Source organism: Kitasatospora sp. MAA4 (genome assembly GCF_029893355.1).
Taxonomy (GTDB): Bacteria; Actinomycetota; Actinomycetes; order Streptomycetales; family Streptomycetaceae; genus Kitasatospora.
In genome coordinates, this window is sequence record NZ_JARZAI010000016.1 from 59,522 (window position 1) to 86,465 (window position 26,944).

The following is a 26,944-nucleotide window of genomic DNA, read 5'->3' on the forward strand; positions in this document are numbered from 1 at the left end:
CGCCCTCAGTCGTCAGTCGCCGTGCCTCAGTTCGCGCGGTCGAAGTCGATCGCGCTGTACGCCCGCAGCTTGGAGAGCTTGTGGGAGGAGTGGATCTCGCGGATGGTGCCGCTCTTGGAGCGCATCACCAGGGAGCTGGTGGTGGCGGTCTCCTTGCGGTAGTGGACACCGCGCAGGAGTTCGCCGTCGGTGATGCCGGTGGCGACGAAGAACACGTTCTCGCCGCTGACCAGGTCGTTGGTGGTGAGGACCCGGTCCAGGTCGTGGCCGGCGTCCAGCGCCTTCTGCTTCTCGGCCTCGTCCTTGGGCCACAGGCGGCCCTGGATGACGCCGCCCATGCACTTCATCGCGCAGGCGGCGATGATGCCCTCGGGGGTGCCGCCGATGCCGAGCAGCAGGTCGACGCCGGTGCCCTCGCGGGCGGTCATGATGGCGCCGGCGACGTCGCCGTCGGTGATGAACTTGATCCGGGCGCCCGCCGCGCGGACCTCCTGGACCAGCTTGGCGTGCCGCGGGCGGTCCAGGATCATCACCGTGACGTCCTCGACCGAGGTGCCCTTGGCCTTGGCGACGCGGCGGATGTTGACCGCGGCGGGGGCGGTGATGTCGACGTAGTCGGCGGCCTCGGGGCCGCAGACCAGCTTGTCCATGTAGAACACGGCGCTCGGGTCGAACATGGTGCCGCGGTCGGCCACCGCCAGGACGGCGACGGCGTTGGCCATGCCCTTGGCGGTCAGCGTGGTGCCGTCGACCGGGTCCACGGCGACGTCGCACTCGGCGCCGGTGCCGTCGCCGACCCGCTCGCCGTTGTAGAGCATCGGGGCTTCGTCCTTCTCGCCCTCGCCGATGACGACGACGCCGTTCATCGAGACGGTCGAGACGAGGGTGCGCATGGCCTTGACGGCGGCGCCGTCGGCGCCGTTCTTGTCGCCCTTGCCGACCCAGCGACCGGCCGCCATGGCCGCTGCCTCGGTGACCCGGACGAGTTCGAGCGCGAGGTTCCGGTCGGGCGCCTCCGGGGCGACCTCCAGGGCCTGCGGAAGGTGGGAGGAGCTGGGTTTCTTGACTGCGTGCGCGGTCATCGTCGATACCTCTCTGTACGCGACGGCCAGTGAGCGGTCGACTACTGCCTGGTCGAACGCTGCGGTGAGGGTTCCCCGATCGTATCTGTGTACGGGATGACTGTCTGTGGCGCGGGTCCCCGCGACCTGCGGCTCCTGGCCGATTTGCACCGGTTGGGCCCTTCGAGGGCACCCCGGGTGACCGGCCGCGGGACACGATGGGTCACCATGGGACGGTGGCAGCGAAGAGTGGTAGGAGTGGGCGGCAGAACGTACGGGACATGGTCCTGTCGATGGCCGCCGTCATCGGCGTGGGCCTGCTGGCCTATCTCTTCACCCCGCATTCCGGAGGTGACGGAGTTCACGTGGTGGACTACAGCTCCGCCGCGGCTTCGGCGAAGCGCGCTGCGCCGTACCCGCTGCTGGTTCCGGTAGGACTGTCGGACCAGTGGCGCGCGACCTCGGTGGAGTACCGCAAGGACGACCAGGGCCACGCCGTCTGGCACCTGGGCTTCGTCACCCCCTCCGGCAAGTACGCCGCCGTCGAGCAGAGCGACGCTCCCAAGGTCACCCAGCTGACCACCGTGGTGGCCGGCTACCAGCCCGACGGCAGCTCCACGATCGACGGCCACGCCTGGGACCGGGTCCAGGGCGAGCCCTACCGCGGCCTGACCGAGGCGACCGGCACGGCCACCACAGTGGTCGCCGGTACCGCCTCCTATGACGAGCTCGGCCAGCTGGCGCAGGCGCTGAAGTAGCGCCGGCCCGCGAGCCCGCCGAACGCCGATGGGCCCCGGTTTCCTCGCGGAAACCGGGGCCCATCGGCGTCTCGGGCGCGTCAGACGGTGGTGACGACCTCGTCGTAGGCCAGCCGCGGCGAGCGCGGGTACCAGGCGTCGGCGCCAGGCTTGCCGATGTTCACCACGGCCAGCACCGAGTGGTCGCCGTCGGCGAAGAACTCCTTCTCGACGCCCTGGGCGTCGAAGCCGGTCATCGGGCCGGCGGCCAGGCCGGCCGCGCGCACGCCGAGGATGAAGTAGCCGACCTGCAGCGCGCCGTTCAGGCGGGCCGAGCCCTCACGGACCGGGCGCTCGGAGAAGAAGATGTCCTTGGCGGCGGGGAAGGCCGGGAACTGGGTCGGCAGCTCCTCGTGGAACTCGTTGTCGACGGCCAGGATGGCGACCAGCGGAGCGGCCGCGGTCTTGGCCTTGTTGCCGTCGGCGAGCTGGTTGACCAGGCGCTCGCGGGCCTCGGGGCTGCGGACCAGCACGACGCGCAGCGGCTGCTGGTTGAAAGCGGTCGGGGCGAACTTGACCAGCTCGTAGACGGCCTGGATCTGCTCGTCGCTGACCGGCTCGTCGGTGAAGGTGTTGGCCGTGCGGGCCTCGCGGAAGAGCAGGTCCTGGGCGGCGGCGTCGAGGACGAGGGCGTCGTTGGCGGTGGTCATGCTGGCTACACCTCATGCTGGGATCGGAAGGGCGGCTCGGTGCCGCACATCGTCTCCAACGTGGATGAATTTTCAACCATTCCGGGCGTGCATGTGATCCGGATCACGCCTCCGCTTCTCGGTGGTCCCGGCTACTCGTCGGCCGGGCCGCCCTGCTGCTCCGCCGCCAGTGCCGCGTCCAGCCGGGCCCGGGCGCCGTCCAGCCAGCGCTGGCAGACCTTGGCCAGCTGCTCACCGCGCTCCCACAGGGCCAGCGACTCCTCCAGCGACGTCCCGCCGGTCTCCAGTCGGCGCACCACGTCCATCAGGGCGTCCCGGGCCTGCTCGTAGCCCAGCGTGCTGTCGCCCGCCGCGTCGTCGTTCGGAGCCTGCTCGCCTGCGGTGCCCGCGCTCTCTGCCATGGCGTCAGCCTAGGCGTCGGCAGCGACAATCCCCTCGCCGACCGAGTCGACCGGATCGACCGGGTCGACCTCCTCCACCGTCACCGAGAGCCCGCCGCCCGCCACCCGGGCGTGCAGCCGCTCGCCCGCCGCCGCCTGCGCCGGATCCGTCAGCACCGTGCCGTCGCTACGTTGCAGTACCGCGTAGCCGCGCTCCAGCGTCGCGGCCGGCGAGAGCGCCACCACCCGGGCCAGGGTGTGCCCGAGGTCCGACTCGGCCCGGTCGAGCCGGTGCCCCAGCGAGCGCCGCGAGCGGTCCAGCAGCGCCGTCAGCTCCTGCGCGCGCTCCTCCACCAGCCGCTGCGGCGCGGCCAGCACCGGACGGCTGCGGACCCCCGCCAGCCCGTGCTGCTCGCGCTCCACCAGCCCGATCACCGTCCGCCGGGCCCGGTCGCGCAGCTGGCGCACCCGGGTCTGCTCCTCGCCGACGTCCGGGACGACCCGCTTGGCCGCGTCGGTCGGGGTGGAGGCCCGCAGGTCGGCCACGAAGTCCAGCAGCGGCTGGTCCGGCTCGTGGCCGATCGCGCTCACCACCGGCGTCGCGGCGGCGGCGACCGTGCGCAGCAGCTGCTCGTCCGAGAACGGCAGCAGGTCCTCCACACTGCCGCCGCCACGCGCCACGACGATCACGTCCACCTCGGGGTGCTCGTCCAGCTGCCGGACGGCGGCGGCCACCTGGGAGGCCGCCTGGGCGCCCTGCACCAGCACGTTGCGGACCTCGAAGCGCACCGCCGGCCAGCGCCGCCGGGCGACCTCCAGCACGTCGCGCTCGGCCGCCGAGGCCCGGCCGGTGATCAGCCCGACGCACTGCGGCAGGAACGGCAGCGGCTTCTTGCGGTCCATCGCGAAGAGCCCCTCGCCCGCCAGCCGGTGCTTGAGCTGCTCCAACCTGGCCAGCAGCTCGCCGAGACCGACCAGGCGGATCTCGGTGGCCCGCAGCGAGAGGGTGCCGCGCGGGGTGTACCACTCGGGCTTGGCGTACACCAGGATCCGCGAGCCCTCCTGCAGCACGTCGGCCACCGGTTCGAAGACCGAGCGGTAGCAGGTGACACCCAGCGAGATGTCCTTGTCGGGGTCACGCAGCGTCAGGAACTGCATGCCGGGGCGCCGGCTCAGCTGGGTGATCTGCCCCTCCACCCAGACCGCGCCCAGCCGGTCCACCCAGCCCCCGATCAGTGCGGAGACCTTGCCGACCGGGATCGGGGCTTCGGGGGAGCTGGAGTTGGCCATGGAGACGAGGCTAGCGCCGCCCGCCGACAGCCCGCCGCCCGACGACACCTCTACCATGGGAGCCATGTCCACCACCGCACAGCGCCGTGTCCTGCTCGCCGCCCCCCGGGGCTACTGCGCGGGCGTCGACCGCGCAGTCATCGCCGTGGAGAAGGCCCTCGAGCAGTACGGGGCTCCGATCTACGTCCGCAAGGAGATCGTCCACAACAAGTACGTGGTGCGGACCCTGGAGAAGCAGGGAGCCATCTTCGTCGACGAGACGGAGGAGGTGCCCGAGGGCTCCATCGTGGTCTTCTCCGCGCACGGCGTGGCCCCCGCCGTCCACGACGAGGCGCAGGCCGGCAAGCTCGCCACCATCGACGCCACCTGCCCCCTGGTGACCAAGGTCCACAAGGAGGCCGTCCGGTTCGCCGAGGAGGACTACGACATCCTGCTCGTCGGCCACGAGGGCCACGAGGAGGTCGTCGGCACGATGGGCGAGGCCCCGGACCGGATCCACCTGGTGGACGGCGCCGAGGACGTCGCCAACGTCAAGGTCCGCGACGAGAGCAAGGTCGTCTGGCTCTCCCAGACCACCCTTTCGGTGGACGAGACGATGGCCACCGTCGGTGAGCTGAAGAAGCGCTTCCCGCTGCTGGTCAGCCCGCCCAGCGACGACATCTGCTACGCCACCCAGAACCGCCAGGTGGTGGTCAAGCAGATCGCTCCCGAGACCGACCTCCTGATCGTGGTCGGCTCGAAGAACTCCTCCAACTCGGTGCGCCTGGTCGAGGTCGGCCTTGAGTACGGCGCCAAGGCCGCCCACCTGGTGGACTTCGCCGAGGAGCTGGACGAGGCCTGGCTGGACGGCGTCGGGACGGTCGGCCTGACCAGCGGCGCCTCGGTCCCCGAGATCCTGGTGCAGGGCGTGCTGGAGTGGCTCGCCGCGCGCGGCTTCGAGGACGTCCAGGTGGTCAAGACGGCCGAGGAGACCCTGCAGTTCTCGCTCCCCAAGGAGCTGCGCCGCGACCTGCGCGCCGAGGCCGCCGGGAAGCTCTAGCGGCTTCGCCGTTCGGCCCCGCCTGCTGCGGGTATCAGCAGGCGGGGCCGGCTCGGCCCTCGTACGGTTGTGCACAGGCTGTGGACAGCGCGGAGGAGGCGGAGACGTGACGGCACTCTCGGTGTTCGGCGTGGACATCGGCGGCTCGGGGATCAAGGGCGCCCCGGTCGACCTGGAACGCGGTGCGCTCGCCGAGCCGCGGCACAAGGTGCTCACCCCGCACCCCGCCTCGCCGGAGTCCGTGGTCGCCGTGGTGAAGGAGATCGTGGACCACTTCGGCCACCGCGGTCCGGTCGGTCTGACCTTCCCCGGCGTGGTGGTCGACGGGCACACCAGGACCGCCGCCAACGTCGACCCGGGCTGGGTCGACCTGGACGCCGAGGGGATCTTCCGCGAGACGCTCGACCTGCCCTGCACCGTCCTCAACGACGCCGACGCGGCCGGCCTGGCCGAGGTCAGCTACGGCGCCGGGCGCGACCACGGCGGCGTGGTTCTCATGCTGACCTTCGGCACCGGTATCGGCAGCGCGCTCTTCATCGACGGTGCGCTCGTCCCCAACACCGAGCTCGGCCACCTGGAGCTGCGCGGCAAGGACGCCGAACGGCGCGCCTCGGCCGGCGCACGCGAGCGGCACGAGCTGAGCTGGGCCGACTGGGCGGTGCGGGTGGACGAGTACCTGGACCTGGTGGAGCGGCTCTTCTCGCCGCAGCTGGTGATCATCGGCGGCGGTGTCAGCCGCAAGCAGGAGAAGTTCCTGCCGCTGCTGAAGGAGCGGCCGGCCCGGGTCGTCCCGGCGGAGCTGCGTAACGACGCGGGCATCGTCGGCGCGGCGATGGCCGCCGCCAAGAACGCCTCCTGAGACCGGGGGCCTACCGGTTGCGGCGGATCCGGCGCTGCGCCACGAACCGCGCCGCGACGATCAGCGCCGCCAATCCTGTCCCCGCGAACAGCCAGCCCGCCCGCAGCGCCAGACCGGTCGCCAGCGCCAGCACCTGCCCGATCACCCCGGGGCTGGTCACCGGACCGAGCAGCAGCAGCGCCAGCGCGAACGAGATCGGCCCGCTGATCGGCGCCGCCAGCAGGTCCGCCGAGCGGACCCGGACGGCGGCCTGGAAGCAGACCGCCACGAAGCCGAGCCCGAAGAGCACTCCGAGGCCGCCGAACAGCAGTTGGTCGACGCCCGCCGCCGCCACCGTCCCGGCCAGCGTGAGCACCCCGGTGCCGATCGCCGTCAGCCGCGCCGGCCGCCCGCTGCGCGCCTGCTGCCCCGTTCGGCCCAGCGGCAGCCTGAGCTTCCACCGCAGCCGCGCCGCCCCCGCGCCGCCGGAGGCCGGCCGCAGCCTGCCCGGTCGGGCGCCGGGCGGACCCCCGCCGGCCCCGGCCGTGGCACCGGCGGCATCGCGGGGCGCGGACGGCCCCGGAACGGCGGCCTCGCCGGCCCCGCCGCCGGCTGGCGGGCGGGGCCGCGGCCCGGGCGGCTGGGTACGGATGCTCTGCTCCACCTGCCCAACGTACGGTCCGATCATCGCGACAGTGGGTAATGGAGGAAAAACCGGCCCGTCCGTGTCTCCGGAGCGACGCGCTTCCGGCCCCCTCCCCGCCGCCCCGTAGACTGGGCGATCGGCCCGTACGGTGCCGCTCCACGCCCTCCAAGCCCACGGGATCTCGCTTCATGTCGCTCACGATCGGAATCGTCGGCCTGCCGAACGTCGGCAAGTCGACCCTGTTCAACGCCCTGACCAAGAACGACGTCCTGGCGGCCAACTACCCGTTCGCCACCATCGAGCCGAACGTCGGCGTGGTCGGCGTCCCGGACCCGCGACTGGCCGTGCTCGCCGAGATCTTCGGCTCGCAGCGCATCCTCCCGGCCACCGTCGACTTCGTCGACATCGCCGGCATCGTCCGCGGCGCCTCGGTGGGCGAGGGCCTGGGCAACAAGTTCCTCGCGAACATCCGCGAGTCCGACGCGATCTGCCAGGTCATCCGCGCCTTCGTCGACCCCGACGTGGTGCACGTGGACGGCAAGGTCTCGCCGAAGGACGACATCGAGACCATCAACACCGAGCTGATCCTCGCCGACCTCCAGTCGATCGAGAAGGTCATCCCCCGCCTGGAGAAGGAGTCGCGGCTCAAGAAGGAGTCGGCGGCCACCCTCGCTGCTGCCAAGGCCGCCCAGGAGATCCTGGAGGCCGGCAAGACCCTCTTCGAAGCCGGCTTCGACTCCGCCTCGGTCCGCGAGCTGCACCTGCTCACCGCCAAGCCCTTCCTCTACGTCTTCAACGTGGACGAGGACGAGCTCACCGACGAGGCCTTCAAGGACGCCCAGCGCGCCCTGGTCGCCCCCGCCGAGGCGATCTTCCTCAACGCGAAGATCGAGTCCGAGCTGATCGGCATGGACGACGACGAGGCCCTCGAACTCCTCCAGTCGATGGGCCAGGAGGAGGCCGGCATGGCCACCCTGGGCCGCGTCGGCTTCGAGACCCTCGGCCTGCAGACCTACCTGACGGCCGGCCCCAAGGAGGTCCGCGCCTGGACCATCAAGAAGGGCGCCACCGCCCCCGAGGCTGCCGGTGTGATCCACACCGACTTCCAGAAGGGCTTCATCAAGGCCGAAATCGTCTCCTTCGACGACCTCGTCACCTGCGGCTCCATCCCCGAGGCCCGCGCCAAGGGCAAGTCCCGCATCGAGGGCAAGGAATACGTCATGCAGGACGGCGACGTGGTGGAGTTCCGCTTCAACGTCTGACCCGCCCGCGCGCAGCCTGCATGGGGCTCACCTCCTCGGGGGTGGGCCCCTGACTTGTTCCCGTGCTGACTTGGTGCTGACTTCTTCGGGTCGGCATCGCGCCGCGAGTGGTACGTTATTCGGTACCACTCTCGAAGGGTTTCTGCCATGTCCATCACTGCGAGCGAGGCCCGCAAGGATCTCTTCCCGCTCATCAAGAAAGTCAATGACGACCACGAGGCCATCGAGATCGTCTCCAAGCACGGGAATGCCGTCCTCGTATCCGCCGAGGACTACGCCGCCCTGCGCGAGGGCTCCTATCTGCTCCGCTCGCCCGCCAATGCCCGCCGCCTGCTCAAGGCGTACGAAAACGCTCTCGGTCGCATCAACCTCGCCGAGCGCGAGCTGATCGACCCCGATGCGGCGGATGCGGGGCAGGGCGCCGCGTGAGGCTCGTCTTCGAGGATCAGGGCTGGGAGGACTACACGTCCTGGCTCAAGAGCGACCGCAAGATGCTCGCCCGGATCAACAAGCTCATCGAGGACGCCCGCCGTGATCCCTTCGCCGGGATCGGCAAGCCCGAGCCGCTGAAGTACCACCTGGCCGGCGCCTGGTCGCGGCGGATCGATGACGAGCACCGCCTCGTCTACCTGGTCACGGATGAGGAGATCATCATTCTCGCTGCCCGCTATCACTACTGATCGTCCTCTGCCGAACGACGTTCCGCTTCAGCGTCTGACCCGCGAACCGCTGCGCACCAGGCCCACCTCTTCGAGGTGGGCCTCTGGTTTTTCACCGCGCGGCGGTCAGCTGCCCGAAGCCCTCAGGCCGTCGGCGATGACCGCGAAGGTGCGCTCGCGGGCGTCGGAGTCGCTGCCGAGGTGCTCCACCATGCGGCAGGTGCCGACCAGGAGGGCGGTCAGTTCCGGCACTCCCAGGTCCGCTCGGACGGCGTTGGCGCGCTGGGCCTCGGTGAGCAGGGCGGCCATGGCCTGGTGCAGGGTGCGGCCGATCTCGGAGGTGGTCTGGCGGACGTCGACTCCGGCGGCGGAGAGGGCGTCGGCGAAGACGTTCTTCGCCGGGGACTGGTCCACCACGAGGGCGAAGAAGGTGAAGAAGGCGTCGCCGGGTGCCTTCGTGGCGGCGAGCTGCTCCGCCGCCTCGGCGAGCCGCTCCAGTCTCCTCAGCAGGACCGCTTCCAGCAGCGCCTCCTTGGTGGGGAAGTGACGGAACAGCGTGCCGACGCCGACCCCGGCCTCCCGGGCGATCTCCTCGGTGGACACCCCCGTGCCTCGGGCGGTGAAGACCGCCTCGGCGACCTCCAGTAGCCGGGCGCGGTTGCGGCGCGCGTCCGCGCGCAGCGGTCGCGGGGAGTCCTGGCCTGCCTGCTGAGCCGTCACCGGGCACGTCCTTCTGTGGATCCCTGGACAAGCGGAGTCGCCAGTCCGTATCGTTCTAATCGGAGTCGCCAGTCCGATTGTAGGCGGCTCCATCCGAGCATGTCCTATCGACCTGGGGGTCCACATGTCCGCAGCAGCCACGCCGCACGAGGTCTTCGAGCGGCTGATCGATGCCATCTCCTCGGGCAGCTGGGGGGAGATCGCCGAACTCTACGACGAGGACGCGGTGGTGGAGATCCCGTTCGCTCCGTACCCGCCGCGGCGGATCGAGGGCCGCGCCGCGCTCCGGGCGCGCTTCGAGGGGCTGGGCGAGAGCGGGGTGATCGAGCTCCGGGCCAAGAACGCCGTGGTGCGCCGGACCGACGACCCCGAGGTGATCGTCGCCGAGTTCGACTACGAGGGCCGCTACCCCGCGACCGGTCGCACCTTCGAGGTCCCCAACATCCTGTTGCTGCGGGTCCGCGGGGGCCGGATCGTCCACTCCCGCGACTTCCACGACCACCTCGCGTTCGCCGCAGCCGGGGGCGCCCTCCCGCAGCTCGTCGCCGCCTACGGGTCGGTCGCCGACTGATTCGGCGAACGGAATGACTCAGCCGGCGCTTCGGATGGCCGCGACGGTCTCGCGAAGGGCCTCCTCGGTGGGCGTGGGTTCGAGGCCGAAGGCTGTCTGGGCCTGGGTGGAGTCCAGGACGAACGGACGGTCGAACTGGTAGCGGACCTCGGGGATCTCCCGGGCTTCCGCGCTGAACAGGCCGGCCAGGCGGAGCAGGGCGGACGGCATCCGGCGCGTGCGGGCGGCGGGGGCGGCGGCCAGCGTGGCGGCGAGGCCGGCCAGTTCGCGGACGGACCGGGGCGGCGGGGTCGGGGCGTGCCAGGGGCGGCCCCAGGCTGACTCGTCGTCGGCGACGGCGACGAGGGTGCGGGCCATGTCTCCGGTGTAGGTCCAGCTGTGCGGGGCGTCCACGTCGGCGGGGGCGAGGGCGTGGCGGCCGCGCAGGACGGCGGGCAGGACCATGACGGTGAAGGACGACACGACCCCGGCGCCGAGGTAGTCGGAGCCGCGGACTTCGGCCGTGCGGATCCGACCGGCCTGGTGGGCGGCGAGTTGGGCGGCCCAGAGGTCGGCGCGGACCCGGCCCTTCACGGAGTTGGGGCGCGCGGGCAGGTCTTCGGTCATCGGCCCGTCCACCTGGCCGTACAGATAGAGGTTCCCCACGGTGACCAGGACGGCGCCGGTCGCCTCGGCGGCGCGCAGGATGCCGGCGTTCAGCGGCGGGAACTCGGTCGGCCAGCGGTGGTAGGCGGGTTGGGCGCAGTGGTGGATGGCGGTGGCCCGCGCGGCCAGGCGGCTCAGGGTGTCCGGGTCGGTGGCGTCGGCTTTCACGCGTTCGATGCCGGGGTGCACCGGTCCGGAGCCGCCGCGGGTGATCAGGCGGACCTCGTCTCCCCGGTCGGCCAGCAACCGGGCGGTGGCCGAGCCGATGGGGCCGGCTCCCACGATGACGTGCAAGGACATGGTCGACTCCAATGAGAGAACGGTGTTCTCGGATGGCGCCACCGTATGAGTGAGCACTGCTCCGAGTCAAGAACAGTGTTCTCTGAATGGAGTGGCGTTCTCGGCTGTGGAAGACTGGTCGCATGTCAGCACCGTCACTGCGCGCCCGGGTCCGCTCCGAGATGACCGAGGAGATCCTGGCGGCGGCCCGCCGCCGGCTGGCGGCCGACGGGGCCAACCTGTCGCTGCGCGGGGTGGCCAGGGACATGGGAATCGTCGCGTCGGCGCTCTACCGGTACTTCCCGAGCAGGGACGACCTGCTGACCGCGCTGATCACGGAGGCGTACGAGGCACTGGCCGCCGCCGCGGGGGAGGCCGACGCCCGGATGCCGAGGGCGGACGCCCGCGGACGCTGGCTGGCCGTGGCGCACGCCGTACGGGAGTGGGCGCTGGCCCATCCGTCCGAGTACGGCCTGCTCTACGGAACCCCGGTGCCCGGGTACGCCGCGCCGCAGGGCACCCGCGCACCGGCCACGGCCGTGGTCCTCCTGCTGGTCGCGATAGCCGGCGACGCGGCGCAGGAGCACCCGGATGCTCTCCCGCCCAGCACCCCGCTGCCCGACGCGCTACGGGCCGACCTGCGCAAGCTGATCGACCAGCAGCCCGGCGAGATCCCCGAAGAACTGCTCGGGCGCGTCTTCGCGGGCTGGGTCCAGCTGTTCGGGCTGGTCAGCTTCGAGGTGTTCGGCCGCACGGACGCGGCCATCGAGGCGCGCCAGGAGTACTTCGATCATCAGATGGGCATGATGGCCGATCTGGCCGGGCTCCTCTGATCGGCCCCGAGGTGGGGGTGGGACGTCGTCGCGGCGACTTCGGCTGTTCTCCGGGTGGACAGGTGGGTCCGTTATCAATAAGCCCGTTCGTGACGGTTGTTCATACAACTCAGACAACGGGATGAGGCTACGGACATGCGACTGCTCTGGAGAGCACTCGGCAGCGTCTTCGCACTGACAGCTGCGCTTCTGGTGGCGGCGCCGACCGCGATGGGTGCCACCACCAGTGGGAACCTGATCGTGAACGGTGACGCCGAGGCCGGCTACTGCACCTCCGACTGGACGGCGGCCAGCACCATGCCGGGCTGGTCGGTTCAGTCGGGCAGCCCGGCGGTGGACTGCTACTCGGCGGGGAGCTTCGGCCACCCGGCCAGCCCGGCGCCGGGGAACGCGTTCTTCGGTCCCGGCAACCAGGGCGACGGGTCGATGGCCCAGACCGTGGACGTCTCCTCCGCGGCCGGCGCGATCGACGGCGGCGGCATCAGCTACAACCTGTCCGGCTGGCTCGGCGGTTGGACCACCTACGCCGGGCACGTGGCGGTCTCGCTGCAGTTCCAGGACGGCTCGGGCCACCAGGTCGGGTCGACCGCCACCCTGCCGACGGTCTCCGCGGCCGACCGGTCGAACACCACGTCCTTCCTGGCCCGCAGCAGCACCGGCGCGGTCCCCGCGGGCACCCGTTCGATCCTGGTGCAGGTGCAGTTCCTGCAGAGCTCGGGCGAGTCCGGCTACCTGGACAACCTGTCCCTGACGCTGTCGACGCCGGTCACGGCGGCCACGCTGGCGCCTCCGGTCTCCAAGGTGCCGGGCTACGACCACGTCTTCCAGGTCATGATGGAGAACACCGACTACTCCCAGATCATGAACGACCCGGCGGACACCCCGTTCATCCACAGCCTGATGGCGCAGGGTGCCGACCTGACGAACTACCACGGGGTCTACCACCCGAGCGACGAGAACTACCTGGCCGTCGCCGGCGGTGACGTCTACACGAACGGCGCGACGTACTGGCCCAACATCAAGGACCCGGGGACCAACCTGGGCGACCAGCTGGAGGCCAAGGGCAAGAGCTGGAAGGCCTACGAGCAGGGCATGGGCACTCCCTGCAACACCACCACGCAGTATGACAAGTACTACGAGCCGGACGACTCGCCGTTCATCAACTACACCGACGTCAGCGGCAACCAGGCCCGCTGCCAGGCGCACCTGTTCGACACCACCCAGCTGACCACCGACCTGGCGAGCGCGGCCACCACGCCGAACTTCTCCTGGATCGCGGCGGACGACTACAACGACGGTGAGGCCTCCGGCAACGGCAACACGACCAGCCTGCAGACGCAGGACGCCTGGCTGAAGCAGACCCTGACCCCGGTGCTCTCCTCCCCGGCCTGGACCACGCAGAAGTCGCTGATCCTGCTCACCTGGGACGAGGACGGCAGCGACCCGGACAACCACGTGGCCTCGATCGTGGTCGGCTCCCAGGGCACCGTCCCGGCGGGCACCACCAGCGCGAGCCGCTACGACCACTACAGCACCGGCCGCACCATCGAGGCCGCGCTGGGTCTGCCCGGGATGACCGCCAACGACACCTACGCCACCCCGCTCAACGACGCGTTCGTGCCCGCCTCCGCCCCGGCCCCGACCAACACGCTGACCACCGGTACGCCGACGGTCGCCAACGGCGCGAACGTCACCTTCCAGTACTCGACCCCGGCGGCCACCGTCAGCTCGACCAACTGGATCGGCATCTACCCGGTCGGCGTGACGCCCGGCCAGCAGTCGGCCACCACCTGGCAGTACGCGCCGGGCGGTACCGGCAGCCTGACCTTCAGCACCAGCAAGCTGAGCGGCGCGGGCTCGTACGCGGTCTGGTACCTGTACAACGACGGCTACACGGCGCTGGCCGGTCCGCTCACCCTGACGGTGAGCTAGGGCGGGGTCCCTGGGCGGCGCCGGTTCGGCCGCTCAGGGACCCGTCAGCTCCGCCAGCAGTACGGCGGCGTGGCTGTGCGCGGCGTCCTTGGTCGCCGTCAGCAGGGTCAGCGGCGCCCGGTCGCGCAGGGCGGCGAGGCGGTCCTGCTGCTCGGGGGCGTCGAGTTCGGCGCGGTAGCGGTCGGTGAACTCGGCTGCGTGCTCCTCGGGGGCCGCGTGGAACCAGCGGCGCAGCTCGTCGGAGGGGGCCAGCTCCTTGGCCCACTCGTCCAGCTGGGCGCGCTCCTTGCTGACGCCGCGCGGCCAGAGCCGGTCGACCAGCACCCGGTGGCCGTCGTCCGGCGCGGGCGGGTCGTAGATCCGTCGGATCCGGACGGCAGCTGGGTGCCGAGGCGTGTCGCGCTTGTGCATACGGCCAGTCTCGACCGGCCGGGCCGCCAGTGCGCGACGAAGATCTCAGCCGAGCAGGTGCGCGTTGACCTCCCGGGCCTGCGCAGCGAGTTCCGGCAGCTCCACGACCGTCACTCCGGCCGCCGTCAGCAGCCCGACGCCCTCGCACCCGGTGACGAAGAGGTCCGGCTCCCGCCAGGCCACCACCACCCGCGGGATCCCGGCGGCGATGACCAGCCGCGCGCAGGGCAGCGGACGGGAGGCCCGCCGGCTGCACGGTTCGAGCGAGCTGTAGAGGGTGGCCGTCCGCAGTCGGGGGTCGTCGGCGGCCAGCTTGCCGAGTGCGGCCTCCTCGGCGTGGCAGACCGGGTCGGTCTCCCGGCTGTGGCCCTCGCTGAGCACCTCGCCGTCGGCGCCGACGATCACCGCGCCGACCGAGAACGCGCTGGTCGAGGCGGGGCAGAGCCGGGACAGCTCGATCGCCCGGGCGAGGAAGGACAGGTTGGCGGCGGTGTTCATTCGGCGGATTCCTTCGGGGCGTACCGGAGCAGGACGACATCCCCGACCGTACGGGCTTCCAGCAGCCGCAGCCGCCGCGCGCTCCCGCCGGGGAAGTCGGCCGGGTTGACGAAGCGCGGCGCCGCGGCCTGCCCGACCAGCAGCGGCGCGACCGCCAGCTGCACCTCGTCGGCGAGCCCCTCGGCGAGGAACTGGGTGTGCACCGACCCGCCGCCCTCCACCATCAGCCGCCGCACGCCGCGCCGGCCCAGGTCGTCCAGCAGCTCCCCGAGTCGGACGGTGTCGCCGAGCCCGACCACCTCGGTCTGCGCAACCGCGGCCAGTGCGGCCCGCAGCGCGGGCGCCGCGGCGGCCGTGGTGTAGGCGAGCTTCGCGCCGCCGGTGTGCCAGAACCGCAGGTCGGCGGGGAGTCCGCCGCTCGCGCTGAGGGTCACCTTCAGCGGGTACTCGCTCCGTCCGCCGAGCGTCCGGGCGGCCCGCCGGGCGGGGTCGTTGACCAGCAGGCGCGGGTTGTCGCGGCGCAGCGTGGTGGAGCCGACCAGGATCGCGTCGCAGTCGGCCCGCAGCTCGTCCACCCGGTCGAAGTCGGCGGCGTTGGAGAGCAGCAGCCGCTCGGTCGAGGCGTCGTCCAGGTAGCCGTCGATCGACATCGCGGCGCTCAGCAGCACGTACGGGCGCTGGGGGGTGGTCGGGTGCTGGCCCATCGGTGCTCCGTTCGGTCGGGACTGCCTACGGTACGACCCGCAGGCAGTCCATTCCTTCTGCCGTCTCGCATGTAGAGACAGATCTTCTTGCAGACTGAGACGAGAGCTAGGCTCGAGATGTCGCCGAAGGACTGTCGAGCCTTTGAGGGGAACCGTCATGACGGAACATCAGGCTGTCTACACCCATGGCCACCAGGAGGCCGTGCTGCGCTCGCACCGCAGCCGGACGGCGGCCAACTCCGCCGCCTACCTGCTGGCCGAACTGCGCCCGGGGGACGCCGTACTGGACGTCGGCTGCGGGCCCGGCACGATCACCGCCGACCTGGCCGAACTGGTCGGCCCGACCGGCCGGGTGGTCGCGATCGACACGTCGGCGCAGGTTCTGGAGCAGGCCGCCGAGTACGTCGCGAGCCGCGGGATCGGCAACGTCGAGTTCGTCGTCGCCGACGTCCACGCGCTGCCCGGGCCGAGCGGCGAGTTCGACGTGGTGCACGCCCACCAGGTGCTGCAACACGTCGGCGACCCGGTGGCGGCGCTGCGCGAGATGCGCCGGGTGAGCGCGCCGGGCGGCCTGGTCGCGGCCCGCGACGCCGACTACGCGGCGATGGCCTGGTACCCGCGACTGCCGGAACTGGACGACTGGATGAGCGTGTTCCAGCAGACCACCCGGGCCAACGGCGGCGAGCCGGACGCTGGTCGCCGCCTGCTGGCCTGGGCGCGGGCGGCCGGCTTCCCCGAGGTGCGCGCCTCCTCCTCGACCTGGACGTACGCGACGCCGGGCGAGCGGCTGTGGTGGGGCGAGCTGTGGGCGGAGCGGGTGACCGGATCGGGGATGGCCGCGACCGCGGTGGCGAACGGGCTGGCGACCGAGCAGGAGCTGGCCCGGATCGCGGACGGCTGGCGGCGCTGGTCGGTGGAGCCGGACGGCTGGTTCGGCGTGCTGCACGGGGAGATCCTGGCCCGCGGCTGAGCGGGGTCGGCGGGGTCGGCTAGAGTCGCGGCTTCATCGAACAGGTGCGCGCACGTGCGGGGGGACGTCATGACGGCAGAGGACAGCACCGGGGACGGCATCGGGGGCGGCCCCGCCGACGGCACCGGCCCCCCGCCGCCCGCGGACCCCTGGGCGCCGCCCGTCCCCGCCGCCGCGCCCGCTCCGCCGCCGGCGCCCCCGTTCGTCCCCACCACCTACACGCCCGACCCGTACGGCGGTCCCGCGGCCGCCCCGGACCCCTTCGCCGCCTGGCACGCCGTCCAGCCGCCCGCCCCGCAGGCGCCGTACAACGGCTTCGCGGTCGTCTCCCTGGTGACCGCGCTGACCTGCTTCCTCTGGCCGCTGGGCATCGGCTTCGGCATCACCGGCCTGGTCCAGATCCCGCGCCGCCGCGAGCGCGGCACGGGCCTGGCGGTGGCCGGCCTGGTGCTGTCGCTGCTGGGCCTGCTGACCACCGTCGCGGTGGTCGTGTTGCCCCACCGAGGCGTCCTCCAGGGCCTCGCCGCCAACGGCACGGCCCCCTCGAAGCTGACGCCGGGCCAGTGCTTCGACCGCGGGTCCAAGGGCGTCAGCGTGCTCTCCTGCGACCGCGCCCACGACGGCGAGGCGATCGGCACCACCCAGCTGACGGGCGACGACTACCCGGACCAGCCGGGGCGCGAGCAGCAGGTCGCCGAGGCCTGCGGGCAGTTGGCCAATGACTATGCCATGGACAACTGGGCCGTCTCCGACGCCGTCGTGGTGCACTACTACTACCCGCAGCGGGACGCCTGGGCGGGCGGCGACCGGACGGTCTCCTGCTTCCTGACCGATCCGGACACCCAGCTGACCGGCTCGCTGCGCCGGGACTCCAGCAACACCACCCCGGCGCAGTACGAGTACCTGCTGTCGATGGACGCGATCGACCAGGCGGCCGGCAAGCGCCCGAGCGGCGGGCCCGCCGAAGCCCCGGCGGACTTCCGCAGCTGGGCGGCCGCCATGGCCCGCGTGCTGGACACGCAGACCGCCGTCCTGTCCAGGGACGCCTGGGATCCGGGGGTCAAGGAGGCGGTCGCCGCCCAGGTCGCCGAGCTCCAACTGCGGATCCCGGCGCTCAAGGCGGCAGCCGCGTCGGCCGGTACCGACGACCTGACGGCCCAGCTCGCGCAGGCCGACCGGCACCGGGCCTACGACCAGCAGAAGGCGGTCCGCAAGCTGCTGAACCTCTCCACCGACGACTCCTGGCTCTACCCCTCGATGCCCGCGGACGGCGCTACGCAGAGCGTCTGAGGTGAGTCGGAGGCGAGTCGGAGGTGAAGGACCCTGCTAGCACCTTGCGCCGACGCGACAGCCGGTCCACCCTTGCGATAGTCGTACGTGAGGTGTCCACGTCGGTAGCATCCGAACGGACGTCGCAGTGGCTCCTCGCGCGCGGTGAATTCGGACGGGGGTACGACTCGGCGGGTGCAGGCTGGTGCGGGCGGCGCACCGTCGATACCGGCCGTGCACACACCAGTGGGGCAGGGGCGTCGGGCGGTACCCCGAGCGACCTTCGGCCACCTCGGCTTACGCGCTGTTAACCGGGCCACCAGCTGCCTAACAGCGCGGAAACCTCGTCCGTACGCCCCGTTAGCGGGTCGCCCCTAGCTTCGGCACCGGGGCGGCCGGCGCCGTGCCGAGGCCCGACTCGACCCCCACCGAGCCGGGCCCGGCACGGCGCGACCGACGTGCCTGCTGAGAGGGGCCCGTGTTGCCGCCCATGACCGATCCCGCCGCCCCCTGTTGGCGCGTCATGCGCCAGGACGACAACGGCAACCGCTACCTGGTCGCCCGCGACCTCACCCGGGAGGCGGCCGAGACGCTGGCCGCCGAGTTCGAGGCGCGCGGGCACAAGCAGCTCTACTGGGTGGCGGCCGAGCCCGCGAGCTGATCCGCCGTCGCCGCCGGCCAGGCTCTATGGTCGAGCCATGGAGAACCGGATCGTCGTCGGCGGAGCCCTGATCCACCAGGGGCGGGTGCTGGCCGCCCGGCGCAGCGCGCCGCCCGAGGTGGCCGGCCGCTGGGAGTTCCCGGGCGGCAAGGCCGAGCCCGGTGAGAGCGAGCGGCAGGCGCTGGAGCGCGAGCTGCGCGAGGAGCTGGGCGTCGGGGCCCGGGCGCTGGAGCGGCTGGCGGGGGAGTGGACGGTCCGCACCGGGCTGGTCCTGCGGATCTGGGCGGCCGAGCTGCTCTGCGGCGATCCGCAGCCGCTGGAGGACCACTCCGAGCTGCGCTGGCTGGGCCCGGCCGAGCTGGACGAGGTGGACTGGCTGGAGCACGACCGCGAGGTCCTCCCGGAGGTCGGCCGGCTGCTCGCGGCGGGCATCGCGCGTCAGGCATCCGAGGTAGGCCAATCGGAAAAGATGACCCAATCGCTGGGGTAGCGAAGGTTTCAGCTGGGTATGTCACATTTCGGCATGGTTCGTCACGCTTGGTGAGTCGTGCCCATCGCGCCCCGGCGACCGGCCGCGGCGCGCCGCCCGAGAGCCGGAGGCCCCGTCGGTGACGAGTACGGGTAGCGGCGGGGGAGAGCGGCGGACCTGGCGCGGTCTCCCCCGGCCGGCGGGAGGCGCCGCCGCCCGGGCCCGGCTGCGCGCCCGCCGCATGCCCCAGGACGCCGCGGGCGGCCCCGCACGCGGCACCGCGAGCGCCCGCGGCCTGCTGGACGACTCTGCTGCCCGCTCCGCAGCCGCCCGCCGCCGCCCCGCGACCCCGCCCCCCGACGCCCCGGCGATCCTCCCGGACGGCGTCCTGCCCGCCCCCGCCGTCCCCACCCTGCGCAGCTCCCCCTCCGAGCCCTACCCCGGCACGACCGACGGCGAGAGCCCGGCCGACCACACCCAGGGCAGCCTCTTCGACGTCGTCAAGGTGGCCATCGCGATACTCGACACGTCCGGCCGCGTGGTGCTCTGGAGCCCGGCCGCCGAGGAGCTGCTCGGCTGGCCCAGCGAGCTTCTGGTGGGCCGCAAGATCGAGGAGCTGATCGTCGACGACGACCGCGTCGAGGCGACCCGTGAGGCGTTCCGCACCACCGTGCGCACCGGAAGCTGGAAGGGGCTGAGCCGGCTGCGCAACCGCGACGGCATCATGATCCCGGTCGAGGCCAGGGTCTCCCTCCTGGTGGACGGCGACGGCACCCCGTTCCTGCTGGCCGCCCTCGCCGAGGCCCGGACGCTACAGGCGGTGGAGCGCGACCTGGCGGTGCGCGACGCGCTCTTCGAGCAGTCGCCGCTGGGCATCGCGGTGCTCGACGCCGACCTGCGCTACACCGCCGTCAACCAGACGCTGGCCGAGATGAACGGCGTCTCCGCCGCCGACCACGTCGGCCGCACCACCGGCGAGACGCTGCCCGAACGCGCCGCCGACGAGATCACCGTGATGCAGCGTCAGGTGCTGGCCACCGGCGAACCGGTCATCGACGTCACGCTGGCCTCGCCGGTCACCGCCCGCACCGGCGGCTACCGCTCGGTCTCCTACAGCCGGCTCACCGACCGGGCCGGCAAGGTGCTGGGCATCTCGGGCACCGTGATGGACGTGACCGACCGGTACCGCGCGGTGGCCAAGGTCGAGCACGCCCGGCGCCGGCTCGCCCTGCTGAACGAGTTCGGCTCCCGGGTCGGCGACCTGCTGGATGCCTCGCGGATCGCCCAGGAGCTGGCCAGCGCCGTGGTCCCGCGGCTGGCCGACTTCGCGGCGGCGATCCTGCTCCAGGCGGTGGCGCACGGCGACGACCTGCCGCGGCACGGCCACGACCGCCGGACCTCGCTGCTCCAGCTGGGCGTGGCCGCCGTGCAGGACGGCGAGGAGGTCGAGGTGATGCTCCGCCGCGGCGCCCGGATCACCTTCGCCGAGGAGTCCTGCTACGGCCGGGTGCTGCGCACCGGAGTGCCCGAACTGCTCTCCGGAGCAGACGAGTTGGAGGACGCCACCTACCCGGGCGACCCCAAGGTCCGGGCGGCGCTGGAACTGGGCACGCACTCCATGCTGGTCGTGCCGCTGCGGGCCCGCGGCCTGGTGATCGGGCTGCTCGTGCTCAGCCGGGCCGGCCGCCGCGAGGGCTTCGACCGGGACGATCTGGCCTTCTCCGTCGAGCTGGCCGACCGGGCCGGCAGCTCGCTCGACAACGCCCGGCTCTACGCCCGCGAGCGGACCGCCGCGCTGACCCTCCAGCGCACCCTGCTGCCGCAGCAGGTCCCGCAGCCCACCGGCGTCGAGGTGGCCTACCGCTACGTCCCCGGCAGCAGCGGCACCGAGGTGGGCGGCGACTGGTTCGACGTCATCCCGCTGCCTGGCGACCGCACCGCGCTGGTGGTCGGCGACGTGATGGGCCACGGCCTGCGCGCCGCCGCCACGATGGGCCGGCTGCGCACCGCCGTCCGGGTGCTGGCCGCCCTCGACCTGCCGCCCGACGTGCTGCTGCGGCACGTGCACGAGCTGACCGACGACCTGGCCCAGGGCCCGGACGAGGCGCTCCTCGCCACCTGCGTCTACGCCGTCTACGACCCGGCCACCGGCCGTCTGGTGGTGGCCAAGGCCGGGCACATCCCGCCGGTCCTGGTGGTGCCGCCGATCACCGGCCCGGCCCGCAGCGGCAGCCCGCTGCCCGGCGGTGAGGGCCAGGTGCTGGACCTGCCCTCGGGTGCGCCGCTCGGGGTCGGCGGCGTCCCGTTCGAATCGGTCGAACTGCGGATTCCCGAGGGCAGCATTCTGGCGCTCTGCACCGACGGCCTGGTCGAGTCGCGGGACAAGGATCTGGACGTCGGCCTCGGCCGGCTGCAGTCCGTCCTGGAGAAGCCGTACGTCTCCATTCAGCACGCGTGCGAGGCGGTCCTCGACACCATGGAGCAGGGCCGCGAGCCGGACGACGTCGCGCTGCTGCTCGCCCGGCTCGGACGGGGTGAGGAGGGGGCGCGCACGGTCGGCTGGACGCTCCCGGCGGAACCCACCGCGGTCTCCCGCGCTCGTCGCCTTGTTCGCGGCGCACTCACCGACTGGGGCATCGAGGAGCTGACCGACACCGCGGAACTGCTGGTCAGCGAACTGGTCACGAACTCCGTGCGGTATGCCAGCGCACCGATCGGGGTACGGCTGACCTTCGGCGACACGCTGCTGGTGGAGATCTCCGACCCGCTGCCCGACCCGCCGAGGGAGCGGCACGCCGCGGAGGCCGACGAGGGCGGCCGGGGCCTGGAGCTGGTCCGGCGGCTGGCCCTGCGGTGGGGTGCCAGGGCGGAGGGAATGGGCAAGGTGGTCTGGTTCGAGCAGGAATTGCCGGGGAAGGAACCGAATCAGCAATGATCCGGACGGATTGATCGCACGGATCACCGAATATGGAGAGTCTGTCCATGACAAACTTGGGGTGGGCGTGCGGGAGTGGACCGGGGGCGCGAGCACAGCAGGGGGGTAGCGCGCGCCAGAGGACAAAATCCTTCCCCCGATTTGATGTTGTGATGTTGAGGGCGTGTGCGGGTGCCCCTGGATGATGAATACTCGGTCTTCTCGACATCCGGATGGGCGCGGGTTGGAGGGGTCGGTCCTTGAACAGCATGCCGGCGCGGGAAGCGCTGACTGGCGGTGGCCATGCCGCCGTACCCGGGCAACCGGGAACACCGGTCGGCGGTCCCGCACCATCGACCCCTGGGCCGGACTCCGGCCGCTGGGGCCACAGTGATCCGGGCTCGATCTACGAGTACATCCGGGTCGCCACCTTCGCGATCGGTCCGGACGGGCGGATCAGCCAGTGGAGCGAACGCGCGGCGGACTTCTTCGCGCTGCCCGCCGCCGAGGCGGTCGGCGCCGACCCGGTGACGACGCTCGTCCCGCGCGAGCTCTGGCGGCGCGGTCGCGCCCGGCTGGAGCGGGCGCTGGCCGGCGAGGAGTGGATCGGCACCGCCCCCTACCGGGACCGCGGTGGCGCCGAGGGCCTCGCCGAGGTCTACCTGATGCCGGCCGCCGCCGGTGCGGAGCAGGGCGGCACCGCCGCCGGCGCGCTCTGTCTGGCGGTCGACCTGGGCAAGCTGCGCCGGATCGAGACCGACCTGGCCGCCTCCGAGGCGGTCTTCGGCCAGACCCCGAGCGGCTTCTTCCTCTTCGACCAGCAGCTCAAGCTCCAACGGGTGAACCGCGCCTTCGCCGAGGCGGTCGGCGTCGAGCCCGAGGGCCTGACCGGCCTGACCGCCTACGACCTCTTCTCAGCCACCGAGGCCGAGCGGTTGCAGGCCGCTCTGCGCCAAGTGCTGTCCAGCGGCGACCCGGTGGTCGACCTGCGGTTCAGCGGCGCGGTGCCGACCCGCGGCGGCAACCGCCGCTGGGCGATCTCGCTCTACCGGCTGACCGGTCCCGGCGACCGCTCGATGGGCGTGGCCGGCCAGGTGCACGACGTCACCAGCCGGCACGTCGCCGAGCGCGAGGCGGCCGGCGTGCGGCGCAACCTGGCCCTGGTCAACGAGGCCAGCGCGCACATCGGTTCGACCCTCGACCTGGAGACCACGGCCAAGGAGCTGCTGGACGTGGTCGTCCCGCAGTTCTGCGACCTGGCCACCGTGGACCTGTACTCCGCGCTGCTCTCCGGCGAGAGCGGCCCCTCGCTCGGCGGCTCCGGAGGCGGCCCGTACGACGGCAGCGGCGAGCTGCGCCGGGTGGCCGTCTCCAGCGTGGTCGGCGGCGCTTCCTCGGTGCTCGGCGGCGACCCCTCGCCGTCCGACACCCAGCTGCCCACCGCCGAGCCCGGCGGGACGCTCTGCTACCCCCCGCGCTCCCCGCACGCCCGCGCGCTGCGCACCGGCCGCAGCGCCATCCCCGAGCCCGGCCCCGACCCGCTGCTGCGCAGCACGCTGGTCGTCCCGCTGGTGGCCCGGGACGTCGTGCTCGGCCTGATCCAGCTCTCCCGCGCGATCGGCAGCGAGCCCTTCGACGCCCGGGACGTCGCGATCGCCGAGGAGATCGCCGCCCGCGCGGCCGTCTGCGTCGACAACGCCCGGCTGTACCGCCGCGAGCACGAGCGCGCGCTGATCCTGCAGCGCAGCCTGCTGCCCCCGGGCAACCCGGAGGCCAGCGGCCTGGAGATCGCCTGCCGCTACCGGCCCAGCAACAACAACACCGAGGTGGGCGGCGACTGGTTCGACGTCATCGCGCTGCCCGGCAACCGCACCGCGCTGGTGATCGGCGACGTGATGGGCCGCGGCCTGCGCGCCGCCGTGGCGATGGGCCAGCTCCGCACCGCAGTACGGACGTTGGCGATGCTCGACCTGGAGCCCGCCGAGGTGCTGACCGCGCTGGACGAGATCGCCCGCGGCCTGGGCGTGCCCGACTCGGCCGACGAGGAGGCCGTCGAGGTCTACCTGGCGACCTGCGTGTACGCCGTCTTCGACGCGGTCACCCGGCGCTGCGTCTTCGCCAACGCCGGCCACCTGCCGCCGGTGCTGCTGAGCCCCGGCGAGGACGCCCGGATGCTCGACGTCCCGCCCGGCCTGCCGCTGGGCGTCGGCGGCGAGCCGTTCGAGGAGGTCACCCTGACCCTCCCCGACGGCGCCCTGCTCGGCCTCTACACCGACGGCCTGGTGGAGTCCCGCAAGCACCAGCTGGACGAAGGCCTGCTGGCCTTTCGCACCGCGCTGCAGAACGGATCGCCCGGCCTGGAGAAGCTCTGCGACCAGGTGCTCAGCGAGCTGGACCCGCACCACGGCGAGGACGACATCGCCCTGCTGATGGCCCGGGTCCGCGCCTTCCCGGAGGACGCGGTGGGCGACTGGCGGCTGCCGCCGGAGCCGACCTCGGTCTCCAAGGCCCGCGAACTGGCCTGCGGCTGGCTGCTGGTGCGCGGTCTGGACGAGCTGGTGGACACCACCGAGCTGCTGGTCAGCGAGCTGGTGACGAACGCGCTGCGGCACGGCCGCGGCGACATCCGGCTGCGGCTGCTGCGCGACACCAACCTGGTCTGCGAGGTCTGGGACGACGGTTACGCCCAGCCCCGCCAGCGCCGCGCCCAGGAGACCGACGAGGGCGGCCGAGGGCTGCAACTCGTCAGTCTGCTGGCGGAGCGCTGGGGGAGCCGGCGGACCCCGCACGGCAAGATCGTCTGGTTCGAACTGGGTGTCTAGCTCTTCGGCCGCAGGCCGATCTTCGAGCCGAGCCAGACCAGCGGGTCGTACTTGCGGTCGGCGACCCGCTCCTTCAGCGGGATCAGCGCGTTGTCGGTGATCCTGATGTGCTCCGGGCAGACCTCGGTGCAGCACTTGGTGATGTTGCAGTAGCCGAGGCCGTGCACGTCCTGCGCGTCGGCCCTGCGGTCCAGGCCGGCCTCGGCGGCGGCGTCCAGCGGGTGCATGTCCAGCTCGGCGACCCGCATCAGGAAGCGCGGCCCGGCGAACGCCGCCTTGTTCTCCTCGTGGTCGCGCACCGCGTGGCAGGTGTCCTGGCACAGGAAGCACTCGATGCACTTGCGGAACTCCTGCGAGCGGTTCACGTCCTCCTGCCGCATCCGGTACTCGCCGGGCTTCAGCTCCGCGGGCGGCACGAAGGACGGCACCTCCCGCGCCTTGGCGTAGTTGAACGACACGTCGGTGACCAGGTCGCGGATGGACGGGAAGGCCCGCAGCGGGGTGAGCACCACCGGCTGGCCGGCCGGCAGCGTGGACATCCGGGTCATGCAGAGCAGCCGCGGCCGCCCGTTGATCTCGGCGCTGCACGAACCGCACTTGCCGGCCTTGCAGTTCCACCGCACCGCCAGGTCCGGCGCCTGGGTGGCCTGCAGCCGGTGCACCAGGTCGAGCACCACCTCGCCCTCGTTGACCTCCACCCGGTAGTTCGCGAAGCCTCCCTGCCCGCCCTCGCCCCGCCAGATCCGGAACTCAACGTCCTTGCTCATCGGCCAGCTCCTCAGGGGTGAAGTACTTCGCCAGTTCCTCGCGTTCGAAGAGCGCCAGCAGGTCCGAGCGGACCGGCGGATTCGCCTGCCGCTGCACCGCTATGCCGTCCTCGTCGAGCGTGCAGACCAGGTTGACCCGGCGCCAGTCCCGGTCCATCCCCGGCCAGTCCTCCCGGGTGTGGCCGCCGCGGCTCTCCCGGCGCAGCAGCCCCGCGCGCGCCACGCACTCCGAGGCCAGCAGCATGTTGCGCAGGTCCAGCGCCAGGTGCCAGCCCGGGTTGAACTGCCGGTGGCCCTCGACGGTCACCCGAGCCGCCCGCCGCCGCAGCACGGCCAGCCGGTCCAGGGCCTGCTTCATCTCGCCGGCCCGCCGGATGATCCCCACCAGGTCGTTCATGGTCTGCTGGAGCTCCTGGTGCAGCGTGTACGGGTTCTCGCCGCCCTCGGCGAAGGGGGCCAGCGCCTCGGCGGCCGCCGCGTCCAGCTGGGCTTGGTCGACGACCGGACGGGTGGTCAGGCCGGCGGCATAGCGGGCCGCGTGCAGCCCGGCTCGGCGACCGAAGACCAGCAGGTCGGAGAGCGAGTTGCCGCCGAGGCGGTTGGAGCCGTGCATCCCGCCGGCCACCTCGCCGGCCGCGTACAGGCCGGCCACGGCCGGGCTTGCCGCGGTGTCCGGGTCCACCTCCACGCCGCCCATCACGTAGTGGCAGGTCGGGCCGACCTCCATCGGCTCGCGGGTGATGTCGACGTCCGCCAGCTCCTTGAACTGGTGGTACATCGAGGGCAGTCGGCGGATGATCTCCTCGGCCGGCAGCCGGCTGGAGACGTCCAGTTGGACGCCGCCGTGCGCGGTGCCGCGGCCGGCCTTGACCTCGGAGTTGATCGCCCGGGCCACCTCGTCGCGGGGGAGCAGCTCGGGCGGACGGCGGTTGTGGTCCGGGTCCGCGTACCAGCGGTCCGCCTCCTCCTCGGTCTGCGCGTACTGCCCCTTGAAGACCTCGGGGACGTAGTCGAACATGAAGCGCCGGCCCTCGCTGTTGCGCAGCACACCGCCGTCCCCGCGCACCGACTCGGTGACCAGGATCCCCTTGACCGAGGGAGGCCAGACCATGCCGGTGGGGTGGAACTGGACGAACTCCATGTTCAGCAGGCTCGCTCCGGCCAGCAGCGCCAGCGCGTGGCCGTCGCCGGTGTACTCCCAGGAGTTGGAGGTCACCTTGAACGACTTGCCGATCCCGCCGGTGGCCAGCACCACGGCGGGTGCGGCGATGCTGAAGAACTGCCCGCTCTCCCGGACGTACCCGAAGACCCCGGCGACACGGTCACCCTCCTTCAACACCCGGGTGACGGTGTACTCCTGGAAGACCTTCAGGCGGGCCTCGTAGTCGCCGGACTCCTTGAAGTCCTGCTGCTGGAGCGAGACCACCTTCTGCTGGAGGGTGCGGATCAGCTCCAGCCCGGTCCGGTCGCCGACGTGCGCGAGCCGCGGGTACTCGTGCCCGCCGAAGTTGCGCTGCGAGATCCGGCCGTCCGTCGTCCGGTCGAAGAGCGCGCCCCAGGTCTCCAGCTCCCAGACCCGCTCGGGCGCCTCGGTGGCGTGCAGCTCGGCCATCCGCCAGTGGTTGAGGAACTTGCCGCCGCGCATGGTGTCGCGGAAGTGCACCTGCCAGCTGTCACCGCTGTTGACGTTGCCCATCGCTGCGGCGATCCCGCCCTCGGCCATCACCGTGTGGGCCTTGCCGAAGAGCGACTTGCAGATCACCGCGACCCGCAGGCCCTGCTCGCGCGCCTCGATCGCCGCCCGCAGCCCGGCCCCGCCCGCGCCGACCACCACCACGTCGTAGCTGTCCATGCAGG

General features: G+C 72.3%; 27 protein-coding genes. 15 read left to right on the top strand and 12 right to left on the bottom strand.

Features of this window, described 5'->3' with window-relative positions; translation table 11 throughout:
- Positions 1 to 26: 26 nt before the first annotated feature.
- A complete protein-coding gene (gene glpX, locus P3T37_RS21830) occupies positions 27 to 1,082 on the bottom strand; it encodes a class II fructose-bisphosphatase (protein ID WP_280725459.1) in 1,056 nt (351 codons plus the stop codon).
- A 197-nt stretch (positions 1,083 to 1,279) separates the two neighbouring features.
- On the opposite strand from glpX, the gene P3T37_RS21835 reads away from it, so the two are divergent.
- Complete coding sequence (locus tag P3T37_RS21835) at positions 1,280 to 1,819, top strand: DUF4245 domain-containing protein (RefSeq protein WP_280725460.1); 540 nt, start codon at positions 1,280 to 1,282, stop codon at positions 1,817 to 1,819.
- An 80-nt stretch (positions 1,820 to 1,899) separates the two neighbouring features.
- Here the strand turns inward: P3T37_RS21835 and P3T37_RS21840 are convergent, their stop codons facing one another.
- From P3T37_RS21840 to xseA, 3 genes are all read right to left on the bottom strand, one after another.
- Positions 1,900 to 2,508: a malonic semialdehyde reductase gene (locus P3T37_RS21840; protein ID WP_280725461.1), complete on the bottom strand. Its 609-nt coding sequence runs from the start codon at positions 2,506 to 2,508 to the stop codon at positions 1,900 to 1,902.
- A gap of 131 nt (positions 2,509 to 2,639) precedes the next feature.
- Positions 2,640 to 2,909, bottom strand: coding sequence for an exodeoxyribonuclease VII small subunit (locus P3T37_RS21845; protein WP_280725462.1), 270 nt, complete (start codon positions 2,907 to 2,909; stop codon positions 2,640 to 2,642).
- A 9-nt stretch (positions 2,910 to 2,918) separates the two neighbouring features.
- Positions 2,919 to 4,178, bottom strand: a complete 1,260-nt coding sequence (gene xseA / locus P3T37_RS21850; RefSeq protein ID WP_280725463.1) for an exodeoxyribonuclease VII large subunit — start codon at positions 4,176 to 4,178, stop codon at positions 2,919 to 2,921.
- Between the two features lie 55 nt (positions 4,179 to 4,233).
- On the opposite strand from xseA, the gene P3T37_RS21855 reads away from it, so the two are divergent.
- On the top strand, positions 4,234 to 5,217 hold the full coding sequence (locus tag P3T37_RS21855; protein ID WP_280725578.1) for a 4-hydroxy-3-methylbut-2-enyl diphosphate reductase: 984 nt from the start codon (positions 4,234 to 4,236) through the stop codon (positions 5,215 to 5,217).
- Positions 5,218 to 5,323: 106 nt separating this feature from the next.
- Complete coding sequence (gene ppgK / locus P3T37_RS21860; RefSeq protein WP_280725464.1) at positions 5,324 to 6,076, top strand: polyphosphate--glucose phosphotransferase; 753 nt, start codon at positions 5,324 to 5,326, stop codon at positions 6,074 to 6,076.
- A gap of 10 nt (positions 6,077 to 6,086) precedes the next feature.
- On the opposite strand, the gene P3T37_RS21865 is transcribed toward ppgK, so the two are convergent.
- A complete protein-coding gene (locus P3T37_RS21865; RefSeq protein ID WP_280725465.1) occupies positions 6,087 to 6,719 on the bottom strand; it encodes a DUF6542 domain-containing protein in 633 nt (210 codons plus the stop codon).
- A gap of 170 nt (positions 6,720 to 6,889) precedes the next feature.
- On the opposite strand from P3T37_RS21865, the gene ychF reads away from it, so the two are divergent.
- From ychF to P3T37_RS21880, 3 genes are all read left to right on the top strand, one after another.
- Complete coding sequence (gene ychF / locus P3T37_RS21870) at positions 6,890 to 7,963, top strand: redox-regulated ATPase YchF (protein ID WP_280725466.1); 1,074 nt, start codon at positions 6,890 to 6,892, stop codon at positions 7,961 to 7,963.
- Between the two features lie 147 nt (positions 7,964 to 8,110).
- A complete protein-coding gene (locus P3T37_RS21875) occupies positions 8,111 to 8,392 on the top strand; it encodes a type II toxin-antitoxin system prevent-host-death family antitoxin (RefSeq protein WP_280725467.1) in 282 nt (93 codons plus the stop codon).
- Positions 8,389 to 8,643, top strand: coding sequence for a Txe/YoeB family addiction module toxin (locus tag P3T37_RS21880; RefSeq protein WP_280668157.1), 255 nt, complete (start codon positions 8,389 to 8,391; stop codon positions 8,641 to 8,643). Before P3T37_RS21875 ends, P3T37_RS21880 begins: the two co-directional genes overlap by 4 nt.
- A 105-nt stretch (positions 8,644 to 8,748) precedes the next feature.
- Here the strand turns inward: P3T37_RS21880 and P3T37_RS21885 are convergent, their stop codons facing one another.
- On the bottom strand, positions 8,749 to 9,342 hold the full coding sequence (locus P3T37_RS21885; protein WP_280725468.1) for a helix-turn-helix domain-containing protein: 594 nt from the start codon (positions 9,340 to 9,342) through the stop codon (positions 8,749 to 8,751).
- Between the two features lie 124 nt (positions 9,343 to 9,466).
- Here P3T37_RS21885 and P3T37_RS21890 point away from each other — a divergent pair, with 124 nt between their 5' ends.
- Entirely contained in the window at positions 9,467 to 9,913 is a 447-nt protein-coding gene (locus tag P3T37_RS21890) for a nuclear transport factor 2 family protein (protein WP_280725469.1), read from the top strand.
- Positions 9,914 to 9,931: 18 nt separating this feature from the next.
- On the opposite strand, the gene P3T37_RS21895 is transcribed toward P3T37_RS21890, so the two are convergent.
- The gene (locus P3T37_RS21895; protein WP_280725470.1) at positions 9,932 to 10,858 is read right to left on the bottom strand and encodes an NAD-dependent epimerase/dehydratase family protein; all 927 of its coding nucleotides are present in this window, start codon (positions 10,856 to 10,858) and stop codon (positions 9,932 to 9,934) included.
- Between the two features lie 122 nt (positions 10,859 to 10,980).
- On the opposite strand from P3T37_RS21895, the gene P3T37_RS21900 reads away from it, so the two are divergent.
- Both P3T37_RS21900 and P3T37_RS21905 read left to right on the top strand, forming a co-directional pair.
- Positions 10,981 to 11,670 (top strand): TetR/AcrR family transcriptional regulator, encoded by a 690-nt coding sequence (locus tag P3T37_RS21900; protein WP_280725471.1) that lies wholly within the window; start codon positions 10,981 to 10,983, stop codon positions 11,668 to 11,670.
- Positions 11,671 to 11,805: 135 nt separating this feature from the next.
- Positions 11,806 to 13,602 (top strand): alkaline phosphatase family protein, encoded by a 1,797-nt coding sequence (locus P3T37_RS21905; RefSeq protein WP_280725472.1) that lies wholly within the window; start codon positions 11,806 to 11,808, stop codon positions 13,600 to 13,602.
- A 33-nt stretch (positions 13,603 to 13,635) separates the two neighbouring features.
- Here P3T37_RS21905 and P3T37_RS21910 read toward each other — a convergent pair whose 3' ends face one another.
- From P3T37_RS21910 to P3T37_RS21920, 3 genes are read right to left on the bottom strand one after another with little or no spacing between them, the layout of a single operon-like run.
- The gene (locus P3T37_RS21910) at positions 13,636 to 14,013 is read right to left on the bottom strand and encodes a DUF488 family protein (RefSeq protein ID WP_280725473.1); all 378 of its coding nucleotides are present in this window, start codon (positions 14,011 to 14,013) and stop codon (positions 13,636 to 13,638) included.
- A 45-nt stretch (positions 14,014 to 14,058) separates the two neighbouring features.
- Positions 14,059 to 14,511, bottom strand: a complete 453-nt coding sequence (locus P3T37_RS21915) for a deaminase (protein ID WP_280725474.1) — start codon at positions 14,509 to 14,511, stop codon at positions 14,059 to 14,061.
- Positions 14,508 to 15,215, bottom strand: a complete 708-nt coding sequence (locus tag P3T37_RS21920; protein ID WP_280725475.1) for a dihydrofolate reductase family protein — start codon at positions 15,213 to 15,215, stop codon at positions 14,508 to 14,510. The genes P3T37_RS21915 and P3T37_RS21920 overlap by 4 nt, the downstream gene beginning before the upstream one ends.
- Before the next feature lie 157 nt (positions 15,216 to 15,372).
- Between P3T37_RS21920 and P3T37_RS21925 the strand changes: the two genes are divergently transcribed.
- The 6 genes from P3T37_RS21925 (at position 15,373) to P3T37_RS21950 (ending at position 24,320) form a co-directional block, all read left to right on the top strand.
- Complete coding sequence (locus P3T37_RS21925; protein WP_280725476.1) at positions 15,373 to 16,185, top strand: methyltransferase domain-containing protein; 813 nt, start codon at positions 15,373 to 15,375, stop codon at positions 16,183 to 16,185.
- Positions 16,186 to 16,254: 69 nt separating this feature from the next.
- Positions 16,255 to 17,475, top strand: a complete 1,221-nt coding sequence (locus tag P3T37_RS21930; RefSeq protein ID WP_280725477.1) for a DUF4190 domain-containing protein — start codon at positions 16,255 to 16,257, stop codon at positions 17,473 to 17,475.
- 469 nt (positions 17,476 to 17,944) lie between these two features.
- Positions 17,945 to 18,115, top strand: coding sequence for an SPOR domain-containing protein (locus P3T37_RS21935; protein WP_280725478.1), 171 nt, complete (start codon positions 17,945 to 17,947; stop codon positions 18,113 to 18,115).
- Positions 18,116 to 18,152: 37 nt separating this feature from the next.
- A complete protein-coding gene (locus tag P3T37_RS21940) occupies positions 18,153 to 18,605 on the top strand; it encodes a (deoxy)nucleoside triphosphate pyrophosphohydrolase (RefSeq protein WP_280725479.1) in 453 nt (150 codons plus the stop codon).
- Between the two features lie 118 nt (positions 18,606 to 18,723).
- The gene (locus P3T37_RS21945) at positions 18,724 to 21,519 is read left to right on the top strand and encodes a SpoIIE family protein phosphatase (protein WP_280725480.1); all 2,796 of its coding nucleotides are present in this window, start codon (positions 18,724 to 18,726) and stop codon (positions 21,517 to 21,519) included.
- 248 nt (positions 21,520 to 21,767) lie between these two features.
- Complete coding sequence (locus P3T37_RS21950; protein WP_280725579.1) at positions 21,768 to 24,320, top strand: SpoIIE family protein phosphatase; 2,553 nt, start codon at positions 21,768 to 21,770, stop codon at positions 24,318 to 24,320.
- Here the strand turns inward: P3T37_RS21950 and P3T37_RS21955 are convergent.
- Entirely contained in the window at positions 24,317 to 25,087 is a 771-nt protein-coding gene (locus tag P3T37_RS21955) for a succinate dehydrogenase/fumarate reductase iron-sulfur subunit (protein WP_280725481.1), read from the bottom strand. The two genes, P3T37_RS21950 and P3T37_RS21955, sit on opposite strands and share 4 nt — an antisense overlap.
- Positions 25,071 to 26,939: a fumarate reductase/succinate dehydrogenase flavoprotein subunit gene (locus P3T37_RS21960; protein ID WP_280725482.1), complete on the bottom strand. Its 1,869-nt coding sequence runs from the start codon at positions 26,937 to 26,939 to the stop codon at positions 25,071 to 25,073. Before P3T37_RS21960 ends, P3T37_RS21955 begins: the two co-directional genes overlap by 17 nt.
- Between the last annotated feature and the right edge of the window lie 5 nt (positions 26,940 to 26,944).